The following is a 13,397-nucleotide window of genomic DNA, read 5'->3' as shown; positions in this document are numbered from 1 at the left end:
CGCGGCTCAGGGCGCCATGACGAAGAGCTGCGCCACCGACGCCGCGACGCCGAGCACGAGCAGTCCGAGCGCGGTGTACCAGAGAACTCGCACGTGTGAATGCGGGTGTTCGAACCGGAACGTTCCCGGCCGCCCGTCGCGGTAGAAGATCTCCACCTCGGTTCGCCCGTTCAGCCAGTCGCGCTGCTCACGGCTGAGCTCGGCGTGCCCCGAGTGTTCGCCTCCGTCGATGAACCAGCGGATCGCGGCACCGTCGTCGTCAACGACGCCGTTCGTGCTGCGCCAGGTTCCCGACGTCACGTGAACGATGACCGCGATGACTGCGACGACGACGCACGCACCAAACGCGAACCACGATGCAAGCTCGAGGGCGAGCGAGAACATGTCGTTGCCGTCCACCTCGCTCCTTACGTCAGTCCTGCCACAGGCGCGGCACGGGTGGAATGATCCTAACGTCATCTGAAAGCTCAGTACGCGGGCACTTGAACTACGGCGGGTGAGCGCGGCAGGATGCTGGAATGAAGCAGTTGACCCCTGACGACATCGTGTCGAGCTTTGTGAACGCGACTCCAGAGCAGCTTGAGCGCCTGCCGCTTCCCGGATTGCACGAGACGATGTGGGACGAACGCGAGTACCTGGGGTGGCGTGATCCGCAGGCGGCACGGCTCGGGTACATCGTGCACTGGGCAGACGATCGCCCGGTCGGGATCGTCGTGCGCGCAGCATCCGGCGGTCTCAATCGTGGGATCGCCGCCATGTGCTCGTTTTGCCGATCGTCACAGCCCGCGACGCAAGTGCGCATGTTCTCGGCTCCGCGAGCCGGGGAGGCTGGGCTGAACGGCAACACGATCGGCACGTACATCTGCGAGGACCTCGCGTGTTCGATGCTCATTCGCATCACGCCGTCTCAGCCGCTGCAGCCCGACCTCGTCGAAACGCGGTCTCAGCGGTTGCTGGAGCGCGTGCAGGGATTCACCGCCGACGTCCTCAAGACGGCGTAGCCGTACAGCAAACGCCCCTCATCTGTGCGGACGAGGGGCGTTTGGCTGAAGCTCGAGGAGATCAGTCGCGCGTGATGGCGATCATGCGGAGGATCTCAAGGTAGAGCCAGACGACGGTCATCATGACGCCGAAGACTCCGGTCCAACCGAACTTGCGCGGCAGGCCGTTCTGAGCGCCCTGCTTGATGAAGTCGAAGTCGAGAACAAGCGAGTACGCCGCCATGATCACGACGAGAACGCCGAGGATCAGACCGAGCGGGATACCCGCGATCTCAACGCTGCCGCGAAGCCCCCACGGGTCGTCGTTGGCGCCGGTCCACATCAGAACGATGTTCACGAGCGAGAAGACGGCGTAGCCGATCATCGCGATCATGAAGACCTTGGTGGCGCGAGCCGAGGCGCGCACCTTGCCGCTGGCGAACAGGGCGAACGTCACGCCGAACACCGCGACGGTGCCGATGAGCGCCTGGCTCACGATGCCCGGGAACATGCTCTCGAAGATGCCCGAGATGCCGCCGACGAAGATTCCCTGAACACCCGCGTAGCTGAGCACGAGGGGAGCAGAAGGCTCCTTCTTGAAGATGTTGACGAGTGCGAGCACGAAGCCGGCGATGGCCGCGGGAATCGCGAGCGCGGGAATGAACCAGCCGACTGCCGCACCGACAAGGAGGATGCCGAACGCGATGACGGACTTGCCGAGGGTGTCTTCGACCGTCATGCGGTCGGTCTGCACAGCCGTCGCCGCCGGCTCGTCGTACATTTGCTGCAGCTGCTCTGCTGTGAGGTTCTGCGGCTGCTGAGCGACGCCGCCGCGCTGGAATCCGGCGTTGCGGAATGCCGGGTTGTCGATGGCCATGAGGCGTGATCCCTACTCTCGTATTGGGGGTGGAATACTATGCTTAACGCTATCGGAACTGGCTATGTTCCCGCAGAGAGCAAGGCGAATCCTCAGCTAGTACCCCTGCAGCAGCGCGGGCTCTGGACGTAGCCTGGGCACATGAGCGCACTCGTCATCGGACACCGCGGCGCCCCGGGGTATCGCCCCGAGCACTCCGCCGCGTCGTACCGCCTCGCGTTCGAGCTGGGAGCCGACGCCGTCGAGCCCGACGTCGTCGCCACGCGCGACGGTGTTCTCGTCGTGCGGCACGAGAACGAGATCGGCGGCACGACGGATGTCGCGCAGCATCCTGAATTCGCCGACAGGCGCACGACGAAGACCGTGCACGGAGCTGAGGTGACCGGCTGGTTCACCGAGGACTTCACGTGGGACGAGCTGCGATCACTGCGCGTACGTGAGCGGATTGCAGAACTGCGGCCGGACAGCGCCGCGTTCGACGGTAGGGAACGGATGCTGCGGCTCGCCGACGTGCTCGAGCTGCTGCGCGAGCACGAGCAGACGACGGGGCGACGCGTGGGACTCGTCGTCGAGATCAAGCACGCGACGTACTTCGCGGCGCTCGGGCTTCCCCTTGACGAGCTGCTGGCCCGCGAGCTCGCTCACTCCGGGTGGTCGGCCGAAACCGGCCTGGTGATCGAGAGCTTCGAGCTCGGCGTGCTCGAGCGGCTCAAGGCGAGCGGCCTCGACGCGCGCTACGTGTACCTGATCGAGAAAGCCGGAGCGCCGGCCGACCGCGTGGCGCGTGACGGCAGTGCCGCGCGGACCTACGCCGACGACCTCACCGACAGCGGGCTCGATGCACTCGCCGCGGCCGTCGACGGAATCAGCGTCGACAAGGCGTACCTGCTGCCGTGGACGCCGCTCGGCAGCAGCGTGGGCGACCTCGTTTCGCACGCGCACCGGCGCGGGCTTGTCGTGTACACCTGGACGCTGCGTCCCGAGAACGCGTTTCTCGACTCACGGCATCGAACGGGCGACGGCCGTGCGGCGTTCGGACGGTGGCAGCGCGAGTTCGACGAGATTCTGTCGACGGGCGTCGACGGGGTGTTCGCGGATCATCCCGATCTGGCTGTCAGCCGCACAGCTTAGACTTGAAGGGACATGACGAGCACCTCCACTTCTGACGCACACGGCAGCGAACAGGTCACGGACGATCCGGCGACTCCGGTGATCGTCGACTGGCCGACCGCTGGCATTCCGGGCGATGGCTCGGCAGCATCCGCTCACCTGCTTGACGGTCTCAACCCGCAGCAGCGCGAAGCCGTCGAATACCGGGGCAAGGCGCTGCTCATCGTCGCGGGGGCGGGGTCGGGAAAGACGCGCGTGCTCACGCACCGCATCGCGAGTCTCATCGAGAACCGCGAGGCGTGGCCGAGTCAGATTCTCGCCATCACGTTCACGAACAAAGCGGCGGCCGAGATGCGCGAGCGCGTCGAAGACCTGCTCGGCGGGCGCACAGAGGGCATGTGGATCTCGACGTTCCACTCGGCGTGCGTGCGCATTCTGCGGCGCGAGGCTGAGAACGTGGGCTTCGGCAAGAACTTCACCATCTACGACTCGTCAGACTCGCGCGTGCTGCTCAAGCGCATCATCAAGCGGTACGACGCCGACGTGCTCGGATTCACGCCCGCCAACGCGGCAGCGAAGATCTCCAAGCTCAAGAATGAGCTGGCGGATGCTGACAGTTACGCACGCAACGCGAACATGTCCGACCCGAATGAAGCTGCCTTCGTCGAGATCTTCCGCGACTACCAACGTGAGCTTCAGCGCGCCAGCGCGTTCGACTTCGACGACCTCATTGCGCAGACGGTGTACCTGTTCCGCGCGTTTCCGCAGGTGGCCGCGCTGTACCAGAAGAAGTTTCGCCACGTGCTCGTCGACGAGTACCAAGACACCAACCACGCGCAGTACGCGCTCATTCGCGAGCTGACGCGCGAGCCCGAGGCAGATGGTTTTCTTCCGGGTGTCGACGAAGGGGCATCGCTCACGGTCGTGGGCGATTCCGACCAGTCGATCTATGCGTTCCGGGGCGCCGACATTCGCAACATCGTCGAGTTCGAGCGCGATTTTCGCGGGGCGAAGGTGATTCTGCTCGAGCAGAACTACCGGTCGACGCAGAACATTCTGTCGGCGGCGAACGCCGTCATCGCGAACAACTTCGATCGCAAAGACAAGAAGCTGTGGACCGACATCGGGTCGGGCGACAAAATCATCGGCTTCACGGGATACTCCGGGCATGACGAAGCGCAGTTTGTTGCCGATGAGATCGAGCGTCTGCACGCCGACGGCCTCGCATACGGCGACATCGCCGTCTTCTATCGCACCAACGCGCAGACGCGCGCACTTGAAGAGATCTTCGTGCGCTCGGCGCTTCCGTACAAGATCATGGGCGGCACGAAGTTCTACGAGCGTGCCGAGATCAAGGACGCCTTCGCCTACCTCACGAGTGTGATGAACCCGGCAGACGAACTTGCGGTACGGCGCATCATCAATACGCCGAAGCGCGGCATCGGCCCGGCGACGGTGACGCAGCTGGCGAGCTTTGCGGAGAACGCCGAGACCACACTGCGCGAGGCATTGCGCGAAGCATCCACCCTCGGATTCGGACCCAAGGTGACGCGGGCGATCAGCGACCTGTCGAACGTGCTCGACGAGGCCGCTGCGCTCGCCGACGCGGGCAAGGTGAGCGAGGTGCTCACGACGCTGTTGCAGAAGAGCGGGCTCATCGACGCGCTGCGGATGAGCCGCGACCCGCAAGACGAAGCGCGCGCCGAGAACCTCGATGAGCTCGTCGCGGTCACCAAGGAGTTCGAGCGCAACAACCCCGACGGAACGCTCATCGACTTTCTCACCGAGGTGTCGCTCGTCGCCGCGGCCGACGACATCGACGACGCGAGCGGAACCGTGTCGCTCATGACGCTGCACACCGCGAAGGGCCTCGAGTACGACACGGTGTTCTTGACGGGCGTCGAAGAAGACCTGCTTCCGCACCGCATGTCGGCGAACGAGCCGGGCGGACCGTCGGAGGAGCGCAGGCTGTTCTACGTCGGCATCACGCGCGCCCGCAAACGGCTGTTTCTCTCGCTCGCCATGACACGCGCGCAGTTCGGCGAGACCGCTGTCGCGATGCCGAGTCGGTACCTGCAGGAGATCCCCGCCGAACTCATCGACTGGAAGCAGTCACCTGGTTCCGTCAATTCGCGCGGCGGTACGCAGTCGCGGGCGCTCAATGCGCGTCGCTGGTCGCCGGGCAGGGGGCAGGATGCTGCGGCACTGCCTCGCGCCGAGAAGAAGCAGTGGCCTAACAAAGTCACGAACACCGTGCGCGACAACGGCGACCTCGAGCTCGCAGCGGGCGACCGCATCCGTCACTCGGACTTCGGTGAAGGCCGCGTGCAGAATGTGACGGGCGAGGGCACGAAGCGCGTTGCCCACGTTCTGTTCGATGCAGCGGGCGCGAAGAAGCTCCTGATCAAGATCGCTCCTATCGAGAAGCTCTGAGGTGGCGCGCCGGTGGGCGTACCTCAAGGAGTGCCGCACGAGCGCTGAACGAAGCAGAGACAGGCAGACGATCAGCGAACGGAACGCATCTCGGCACGCACGCTGCGCACGAACACGATGGCAGGACGATGACGGATGCCGCGAGGCAGCCACCTCCACAGCATCCGCGCGATTGTCATGACCACCTCGAACCGGCGTTGCCGCGCCCGCGACCAAGGGAGCCCGTACGCGTCACGCAGGGTGCCGTCGAGGAGCCCCGCGGTGACGAGCCGCGCAAGAGGCATGGCCGCCTTCAGCCACAGCGGAGCCACGCGCGGAAAGAGCAGGTCGTGCGCCACACGGCGCGCCTCGGGTGTGACGTGCAGGGCGGCGTGGGCGTCGTTCCAGTACTTCTCGAACGCCGCACGGTCGCCGGGCCACAGGTGCTTCGGCATGCCGAGCGCTGTGCCGAGCACGGCGTACTCGCGGTAGAGCTTCTCGGCGGTGGCGTCGGGCAAGGGCCCGTTGATGCGTGCGTCGAGGTCGATCGCCGTTCGATACAGCGTCGCGGCCACCCAGAGCTGCAGGCCGGAATCGCTCGCCGAGTAGGCGGGGCGATTTGCGACAGCATCCGCTCTCACCGGCCGATGCGCGACACCGACCTTGCGCGCGACGTAGCGGCGCTCGGCCCCCGTTCCGTACACCTGCACGTAGATATACGAGAGCGTCGAATGCAGCCGGTCAAGAGGCCTCGAGGCGAAGTCGCTGTGATGGGCGACGCCGAGACCGACCCGTTCGTCGGCGATCTGCAGCAGGATCGCTGCGCCGCCGCCGGCAATGAGAACCGCCTCTGCCGCGATATCTCTGATGTCACGCACCTGCCGCATGGCCTCAGGCTACGCGCTATTCCGCATGGCGGCCCCGCGCCCGAGCCCTGTCGCGGCCCGGAGTAAAGTGGGGGTGGCGATTTTCTCTCGGCGTCGAGAATGCCGAGCGCGTCGCGATACGACAACACAACGCAACGCCCCTGAAAGCGGTTAGGAACCTACGTGGATCTTTACGAGTACCAGGCACGAGACCTGTTTGAGAAGCATGAGGTCCCGGTGCTCCCGGGCATCATCGCGGACACTCCCGAGGAGGTGCGCGCAGCAGCAGAGAAGCTCGGCGGTGTCGTCGTTGTCAAAGCTCAGGTGAAGATCGGGGGCCGTGGCAAGGCCGGTGGGGTCAAGGTCGCCAAGAACCCCGACGAGGCAGAAGAGGCAGCACGCGCGATTCTCGGTCTCGACATCAAGGGGCACACCGTCAAGCGCGTCATGGTCGCCGGTGGCGCCCGCATCGCGCAGGAGTTCTACTTCTCCGTGCTGCTCGACCGCGCCAACCGCTCGTACCTGTCGCTGTGCAGCGTCGAGGGCGGCATGGAGATCGAGCAACTCGCCGTCGAGAAGCCTGAAGCGCTCGCGCGCGTCGAGGTGGACCCGCGGGTGGGCATCGACGAGACAAAGGCTCGCGAGATCGCCGAGTCGGCGAAGTTCCCGGCAGAGCTCGTCGAGAAGGTCGTTCCCGTCTTCGTGAAGCTTTACGACGTGTACACGGGTGAAGACGCGACGCTCGTCGAGGTCAACCCGCTCGTGCTCACCGAAGAGGGCGACATCATCGCGCTCGACGGCAAGGTCTCGCTCGACGAGAACGCCGGCTTCCGCCACCCCGGGCACGAAGAGCTCGAAGACAAGGCAGCCGCAGACCCGCTCGAGGCCAAGGCCAAGGCGCAGGACCTCAACTACGTGAAGCTCGACGGAGAGGTCGGCGTCATCGGAAACGGTGCGGGTCTCGTCATGTCGACACTCGACGTCGTCGCCTACGCCGGTGAGAGCCACGGAAACGTGAAGCCGGCCAACTTCCTCGACATCGGCGGCGGAGCCTCGGCCGAGGTCATGGCCGCGGGACTCGACGTCATTCTCGGCGACGAGCAGGTCAAGAGCGTGTTCGTCAACGTCTTCGGCGGCATCACCGCGTGCGACGCTGTCGCGAAGGGCATCGTCGGCGCGCTCGCCGAACTCGGCGACAGCGCGAACAAGCCGCTCGTCGTTCGCCTTGACGGCAACAACGTCGACGAGGGCCGGCGCATCCTCGCGGAGGCGAACCACCCCCTCGTCACGCTCGCCGCGACTATGGACGAGGGTGCCGACAAGGCCGCCGAACTCGCGAACGCCCGCTGAGACACACTGAGCTTTAGGAACAACTGATATGTCAATCTTCCTCAACAAGGATTCCAAGGTCATCGTCCAGGGCATCACGGGCGGTGAGGGCACGAAGCACACCGCCCTCATGCTGAAGGCCGGCACCAACGTCGTCGGCGGCGTCAACGCTCGCAAGGCGGGAACGACCGTCAAGCACGGTGACGTCGAGCTGCCCGTCTTCGGTACCGTCGAAGAGGCCATGCAGAAGACGGGTGCCGACGTGTCGATCGCGTTCGTGCCCCCGGCGTTCACGAAGGACGCCGTCATGGAGGCCATCGACGCCGAGATTCCGCTTCTCGTGATCATCACCGAGGGTGTTCCCGTCGGCGACTCGGCCGAGTTCTGGGCGTACGCGCAGCAGAAGAGCAACAAGACCCGCATCATCGGCCCGAACTGCCCAGGCATCATCACTCCCGACGAGTCGCTCGTCGGCATCACGCCGGCCAACATCACGGGCAAGGGCCCGATCGGCCTCGTGTCGAAGTCGGGAACCCTGACCTACCAGATGATGTACGAGCTGCGCGAAATCGGCTTCTCGACGGCCATCGGCATCGGCGGCGACCCCATTATCGGCACGACCCACATCGACGCCCTCAAGGCGTTCGAGGCCGACCCCGAGACCAAGGCGATGGTCATGATCGGCGAGATCGGCGGGGATGCTGAGGAGCGCGCAGCCGACTTCATCAAAGAGAACGTGACGAAGCCGGTCGTCGGCTACGTCGCCGGCTTCACGGCTCCAGAGGGCAAGACGATGGGCCACGCGGGTGCCATCGTCTCGGGTTCCGCGGGAACCGCTCAGGCGAAGAAGGAGGCCCTCGAGGCCGCAGGCGTCAAGGTCGGAAAGACCCCGAGCGAGACCGCGCAGCTCATGCGCGAGATCATCGAATCTCTCTGATCTCTGTCACCGTCAGGCCCCGCCGGTTCTCGGCGGGGCCTGACGTGTTTCTCGGTGAGCCGCGGGTAAGCTTGGCCACCGGATGAACCGCCTGACTGCCTCCCTTCTCGCCGCTCTCGAAGCGTTCATCGTCGTGGCCATCGGCGTGTTCCTCCCGCTCGTTCCGCTCACTCTGCTCTGGGCGATCCAGTACGACTTCAGCGTCGACTGGTTCGTGTTCTGGCGCGCCGCCGCAGACATCTGGCTTCTCGGCAACGGCGTCGACCTCACCGTGACCCTCAACGAGGCGACGCTTCAGATCGTGGGAATCCCGGATGCTGCCGAAAGCTTCGTCGTGTCGTTCGCGCCGCTCGCGTTCGCGCTGTTCACCGTGCTCATGGGAGTGCGCACGGGGCGACGGTCCGTGCGTAGCGGCTCGTGGCTGCCTGCTGTCATCACCTCGTTCGCCGTGTTCGTCGTCTTCTCGGGGATCGTGGGTATCACCGCGATCAACGCGATCGCGTCGCCCTCAGCGTGGCAAGCCTTCGTCGTTCCCGCCCTGGTGTGGGCACTCGGCCTCGTCATCGGGGTTGCGATAGAGCTCGCCAGCACCGACGACGACGATCGCATCGTGCAGCGCGTCTTGGATCTTCGTGATCGCATGCCGTCGCACGTCGACACGATCGTCATGTCTGGCATCCGTGCCGCGACCGGTGCCGTTGCGCTGCTGATCGTCGGCGCGGGACTCGTCGTGACCGTGAGCATCGTTGTCGGATTCAGCTCCGTCATCTCGCTGTACCAGGCCGCCCAGGTCGGGGTTGTCGGGGGCATCTCCGTCACACTCGCCCAGATCGCCTACATGCCCAACGTGGTCATCTGGACGGCATCCTGGCTCGTCGGTCCCGGCTACACGCTGGGAGAAGGATCCATCGTGTCGCCCTCGGGAACGATCACGGGACCGGTTCCGAGCATCCCGCTGCTCGGGAGCCTGCCCGGCACGGACCTCGCGTTCGGCTTTGTCGGGCTCGCGATTCCGATCGTCGCCGGTTTCATCGCGGCACTCTCGGTGCGCCACCGCGTCGTCGCCGCCATCGGCATACGGTCGAAAATCGCCTCCCTCGCGCTGAGCGCCCTCGTCATCGGCGTAATCGCCGGCATCGAGATGGCGCTCCTGGCCTGGTGGTCGGCGGGCGCGGCAGGGCCGGCACGTTTCGTCAGCGTCGGACCGGATCCCCTCGCCGTCGGTGGCATGTGCGCGGCTCTCGTCGCCGTCGGCGCCCTCGTGGGCATGGCATCGGGAAGCTTAGAGCGGGTCGCGTCGTCCGCGCGCTCGGCCGCGCGAGGGATGCATTCGCACGACCGGTAAGATGAACGGGTGCTCTCACTCGTCGTGCTGATCTCCGGCGGGGGCTCCAACCTCCGTGCCCTCCTCGACGCGGCATCAGACGCCGAGTTTCCCGCGCGAATTCTGGCCGTTGGAGCCGACAGGGATGCTGAGGGACTCGCACACGCCGAAGAGTTCGGGATCCCGACGTTCACCGTTCCCTACACATCGTTCGGCAGCCGCGACGAATGGGGGGAGGCGCTCCTCGAGCAGATCCGCGTGTGGGACGCGGACGTCGTCGTGCTGTCGGGGCTCATGAGATTGCTTCCAGCATCCGTCGTCAGCGCTCTCTCGCCCAACCTCATCAATACGCACCCGGCCTACCTTCCGGAATTTCCCGGCGCGCACGCCGTTCGCGACGCGATCGCCGCGGGCGCGACGGAGTCCGGAGCATCCATCATCGTTGTCGACAACGGCGTCGACACGGGTTCGATCATCGTGCAGGAACGCGTTCCCGTCGCTCCAGGCGACACGGAGCACTCGCTGCACGAGCGCATCAAGCCCGTAGAGCGCCGTCTGCTCGTACAGACCGTGCTCGACATTGCCAACGGTCTCGACCTGCGCACGATCTAATCCCCAATCGAAGGAGCAGCAATGAGCGGACCCAGCCACGACAAGAGCCTGTATCGCGAGCGCGACATCGTTCCGATCAAGCGGGCGCTCCTCTCGGTGAGCGACAAGACCGGCCTCGTCGAACTCGCCAGCGCCCTCGCGAACGCGGGCGTCGAGATCGTGTCGACCGGCTCGACGGCGCAGACCATTCGCGACGCGGGATACCCCGTGACCGACGTCGCCGCCATGACCGGGTCTCCCGAGATGCTCGACGGCCGCGTCAAGACGCTTCACCCGTCAGTGCACGCCGGGCTGCTCGCCGACCTGCGACTCGAGTCGCACGAGCAGCAGCTTGCCGACTTCGACATCGAGCCGTTTGAGCTCGTGGTCGTCAACCTGTATCCCTTTGTCGAGACCGTCGCCTCGGGCGCCGAGTCCAACGACGTCGTCGAGCAGATCGACATCGGCGGTCCTTCAATGGTGCGCGCCGCGGCCAAGAATCACCCGAACGTCGCTGTCGTGGTCTCGCCCGGGTCGTATGGCGAGATCATCGAGGCGGTCAAGTCGGGCGGCACGAGCCTCGTTCAGCGTCGCGCGCTCGCGGCCGCCGCGTTCTCGCACACCGCGTCGTACGACACGGCTGTCGCCGGGTGGTTCACGGATGCTGTCGAGGGCTTCGGCTCGTCGCTGACGATCCAGGGCGAGCTGTCGCACGTGCTGCGCTACGGCGAGAACTCGCACCAGGAGGCCGCGCTGTACCTCCGTGCCGGAGGCCAGGGCATCGCGCAGGCGACCCAGCTGCATGGCAAAGAGATGAGCTTCAACAACTTCACAGACGCCGACGCCGCCGTGCGCGCCGCGTACGACTTCGCCGAGCCCGCCGTCGCCGTCATCAAGCACGCGAACCCGTGCGGCATCGCCGTCGCCAAGCCCAAGGCGAGCGACCCGATCGCCTCGGCACACCGCCGCGCGCACGACACCGACCCCGTGTCGGCCTACGGCGGCGTGATCGCGGCAAACCGCACGGTGACGCTCGGCATGGCCGAGGCCGTGAAAGAGATCTTCACCGAGGTGATCGTCGCGCCCGGCTTCGAGGACGACGCGCTCGCTCTTCTGCAGACCAAGAAGAACCTGCGCATTCTGCAGCTTCCCGAGGGCTTCGCGCTCGAACCGCTCGAGGCCAAGCAGATCTCGGGCGGACTGCTCGTGCAGCAGTCCGACCGCTTTGATCCCGAGGCGAACATCACGGAGGGCTGGGAGCTCGTCTCCGGCGACGCGGCAGACGACACAACGCTCGCCGATCTGGCGTTCGCGTGGAAGGCGTGCCGCAGCGTCAAGTCCAACGCCATTCTGCTCGCCAAGTCGGGTGCGGCAGTCGGCGTGGGTATGGGGCAGGTCAACCGCGTCGACTCGTGCGAACTCGCGGTGAAGCGCGCCGGCGACCGCGCGGCGGGCTCCGTCGCAGCATCCGACGCCTTCTTCCCGTTCGCCGACGGACTCGAGATCCTGCTGAAGGGCGGAGTCAAGGCCGTCGTTCAGCCCGGCGGCTCCGTGCGCGACGACGAGGTCATCGCGGCGGCAAAGGCAGCGGGCGTCACCATGTACTTCAGCGGAGAGCGCCACTTCTTTCATTGAGCGCGGTGTGAATCCGATCAGCGGGGCCGGGCGCGTGGCGTGCCCGGCCCCGCGCATCCCGTAGGCTCTTTGTCATGACTGTCACCTGGGCCCGCCGCGTCATCGCGTCGCTCGCATCCGCCGTTCTCGTCGCACTTCTCGCTCACGTTGCCGCGGTGACAGCGTTCTTTCTCGTCAACCAGATGCAGCCGACCATCATCGGCCCGGCAAGCTCGTACTTCATTCTCGCGAGCCTCTTCACATTTCTGCTGCTATTCATTGCGGGGATGCTGGGGGCGCTGACGAGCTGGAAGTGGGCTCTGCCCGCCGGCATCGTCGTCGGCATCGTCGCCCCGGTTGTCGGCGTCATCCTCACCACGCTGCAGCAGGGCGGCTCGATGTCGGGCGAGATCTTCGGGCTCATCGTGGCAACGCTCACGAGCACGAATGCCATCTACGCGCTCGCCGTGTTCATCGGCGTTCCCACCGCCGGCCGTGCCGTCTACGCGGCGACCGTCGGCTACCGCGAAGCGCCTCGCGCCGCCGAGCGGCGCATCGCCCTCGTGCGGCTGCCGGCGACGGCGCTGACCGAGAGCGACGACGAGACCGAGGCGCTCATCGATTCGGACCTCGCGGACAAGCAGTGGGATGCCTACACGGCGGCGTTCGAAGACAACGGCTGGACGACGCGGGAGGTTCCGTTCGCGAGCGAGCTTCCCGACTCCGTGTTCGTGCAAGACGGCGTGGTTCTGCTCGATGACCTCGCGATCATCACGCGCCCGGTCGACGAGACCAGGCGGCGTGAGCTCGACGGCATCGAAGAGACGGTGCAAGACCTCGGATTCACCGTGGAGCGGGTCATGGACCCCGGCACCTTCGAGGGCGGCGACGCCCTGCTCGTCGGCGACACGCTGTACGTCGGGCGCACGGAGCGCACGAACGCCGAGGGCATCCGCCAGCTGCGCAGCATTGCCGCCCCGTACGGCTACTCCGTTGTCGCGGCTCCCATGAGCAAGGTCCACCACCTCAAGGCAGCGATCACGGCGCTTCCCGACGGCACGTTCATCGGCGACCCCTCGTCGATCGACGAGATCGGCCTGTTTCCTGGGTTCATCGCGGCTCCTGAGCCCGCAGGGGCAGCGGTCGTCGTACTCACCGACGACACGGTGCTGCTCGCAGCATCCGCCCCCAAGACGGCCGATCTGCTTGAAGACCTCGGCTACACGGTCGTCACCGCCGACATCTCGGAGTTCGAGAAGCTCGGCGGTTCGGTGACATGCCTCTCTGTTCGGGTGCGCTGAAAAACACCTCTTGCGCCTGCGAACAGAACTCGTCTAGTCTAAAAGGCTGCGTGCTG

General features: G+C 65.9%; 12 protein-coding genes. 9 read left to right on the top strand and 3 right to left on the bottom strand.

Going from position 1 to position 13,397, the window contains the following annotated elements; all coding sequences use genetic code 11:
• Nucleotides 1-6 precede the first annotated feature (6 nt).
• Nucleotides 7-399 (bottom strand): hypothetical protein, encoded by a 393-nt coding sequence (locus ATJ78_RS15160; RefSeq protein WP_098409006.1) that lies wholly within the window; start codon nt 397-399, stop codon nt 7-9.
• Between the two features lie 119 nt (nt 400-518).
• Between ATJ78_RS15160 and ATJ78_RS15155 the strand changes: the two genes are divergently transcribed.
• On the top strand, nt 519-1,001 hold the full coding sequence (locus tag ATJ78_RS15155; RefSeq protein ID WP_098409005.1) for an FBP domain-containing protein: 483 nt from the start codon (nt 519-521) through the stop codon (nt 999-1,001).
• A gap of 61 nt (nt 1,002-1,062) precedes the next feature.
• Here the strand turns inward: ATJ78_RS15155 and ATJ78_RS15150 are convergent, their stop codons facing one another.
• Entirely contained in the window at nt 1,063-1,857 is a 795-nt protein-coding gene (locus ATJ78_RS15150) for a Bax inhibitor-1/YccA family protein (protein ID WP_098409004.1), read from the bottom strand.
• Nucleotides 1,858-1,998: 141 nt separating this feature from the next.
• Between ATJ78_RS15150 and ATJ78_RS15145 the strand changes: the two genes are divergently transcribed.
• Nucleotides 1,999-2,988: a glycerophosphodiester phosphodiesterase family protein gene (locus ATJ78_RS15145; RefSeq protein ID WP_098409003.1), complete on the top strand. Its 990-nt coding sequence runs from the start codon at nt 1,999-2,001 to the stop codon at nt 2,986-2,988.
• 12 nt (nt 2,989-3,000) lie between these two features.
• On the top strand, nt 3,001-5,400 hold the full coding sequence (locus tag ATJ78_RS15140; RefSeq protein ID WP_098409002.1) for an ATP-dependent helicase: 2,400 nt from the start codon (nt 3,001-3,003) through the stop codon (nt 5,398-5,400).
• 71 nt (nt 5,401-5,471) lie between these two features.
• Here the strand turns inward: ATJ78_RS15140 and ATJ78_RS15135 are convergent, their stop codons facing one another.
• A complete protein-coding gene (locus ATJ78_RS15135) occupies nt 5,472-6,266 on the bottom strand; it encodes an oxygenase MpaB family protein (protein WP_169923478.1) in 795 nt (264 codons plus the stop codon).
• A 162-nt stretch (nt 6,267-6,428) separates the two neighbouring features.
• On the opposite strand from ATJ78_RS15135, the gene sucC reads away from it, so the two are divergent.
• The 6 genes from sucC (at nt 6,429) to ATJ78_RS15105 (ending at nt 13,341) form a co-directional block, all read left to right on the top strand.
• On the top strand, nt 6,429-7,595 hold the full coding sequence (sucC, locus tag ATJ78_RS15130; RefSeq protein ID WP_098409001.1) for an ADP-forming succinate--CoA ligase subunit beta: 1,167 nt from the start codon (nt 6,429-6,431) through the stop codon (nt 7,593-7,595).
• Between the two features lie 28 nt (nt 7,596-7,623).
• On the top strand, nt 7,624-8,511 hold the full coding sequence (gene sucD, locus ATJ78_RS15125) for a succinate--CoA ligase subunit alpha (RefSeq protein ID WP_098409000.1): 888 nt from the start codon (nt 7,624-7,626) through the stop codon (nt 8,509-8,511).
• An 82-nt stretch (nt 8,512-8,593) separates the two neighbouring features.
• The gene (locus ATJ78_RS15120) at nt 8,594-9,856 is read left to right on the top strand and encodes a cell division protein PerM (RefSeq protein WP_098408999.1); all 1,263 of its coding nucleotides are present in this window, start codon (nt 8,594-8,596) and stop codon (nt 9,854-9,856) included.
• A gap of 9 nt (nt 9,857-9,865) precedes the next feature.
• Nucleotides 9,866-10,447, top strand: coding sequence for a phosphoribosylglycinamide formyltransferase (gene purN / locus ATJ78_RS15115; protein WP_098408998.1), 582 nt, complete (start codon nt 9,866-9,868; stop codon nt 10,445-10,447).
• 21 nt (nt 10,448-10,468) lie between these two features.
• Complete coding sequence (gene purH, locus ATJ78_RS15110) at nt 10,469-12,061, top strand: bifunctional phosphoribosylaminoimidazolecarboxamide formyltransferase/IMP cyclohydrolase (RefSeq protein WP_098408997.1); 1,593 nt, start codon at nt 10,469-10,471, stop codon at nt 12,059-12,061.
• A gap of 74 nt (nt 12,062-12,135) precedes the next feature.
• Nucleotides 12,136-13,341, top strand: a complete 1,206-nt coding sequence (locus ATJ78_RS15105) for an arginine deiminase-related protein (RefSeq protein ID WP_098408996.1) — start codon at nt 12,136-12,138, stop codon at nt 13,339-13,341.
• Nucleotides 13,342-13,397: the final 56 nt, after the last annotated feature.

Origin of the sequence: Paramicrobacterium agarici (assembly GCF_002563955.1) — a bacterium.
GTDB classification, from domain to species: domain Bacteria; phylum Actinomycetota; class Actinomycetes; order Actinomycetales; family Microbacteriaceae; genus Paramicrobacterium; species Paramicrobacterium agarici.
The sequence above is the reverse complement of the archived record's forward strand: the minus strand, read 5'-3'. Positions and strand labels throughout refer to the sequence as shown.

Bases quoted from the DNA above. Each gene is read 5' to 3' on its own strand.
- ATJ78_RS15155 (WP_098409005.1), top strand. From the start codon at position 519: ATGAAGCAGTTGACCCCTGACGACATCGTGTCGAGCTTTGTGAACGCG.
- ATJ78_RS15150 (WP_098409004.1), bottom strand. From the start codon at position 1,857: ATGGCCATCGACAACCCGGCATTCCGCAACGCCGGATTCCAGCGCGGC.
- ATJ78_RS15145 (WP_098409003.1), top strand. From the start codon at position 1,999: ATGAGCGCACTCGTCATCGGACACCGCGGCGCCCCGGGGTATCGCCCC.
- ATJ78_RS15140 (WP_098409002.1), top strand. From the start codon at position 3,001: ATGACGAGCACCTCCACTTCTGACGCACACGGCAGCGAACAGGTCACG.
- ATJ78_RS15135 (WP_169923478.1), bottom strand. From the start codon at position 6,266: ATGCGGCAGGTGCGTGACATCAGAGATATCGCGGCAGAGGCGGTTCTC.
- sucD (WP_098409000.1), top strand. From the start codon at position 7,624: ATGTCAATCTTCCTCAACAAGGATTCCAAGGTCATCGTCCAGGGCATC.
- ATJ78_RS15120 (WP_098408999.1), top strand. From the start codon at position 8,594: ATGAACCGCCTGACTGCCTCCCTTCTCGCCGCTCTCGAAGCGTTCATC.
- purH (WP_098408997.1), top strand. From the start codon at position 10,469: ATGAGCGGACCCAGCCACGACAAGAGCCTGTATCGCGAGCGCGACATC.
- ATJ78_RS15105 (WP_098408996.1), top strand. From the start codon at position 12,136: ATGACTGTCACCTGGGCCCGCCGCGTCATCGCGTCGCTCGCATCCGCC.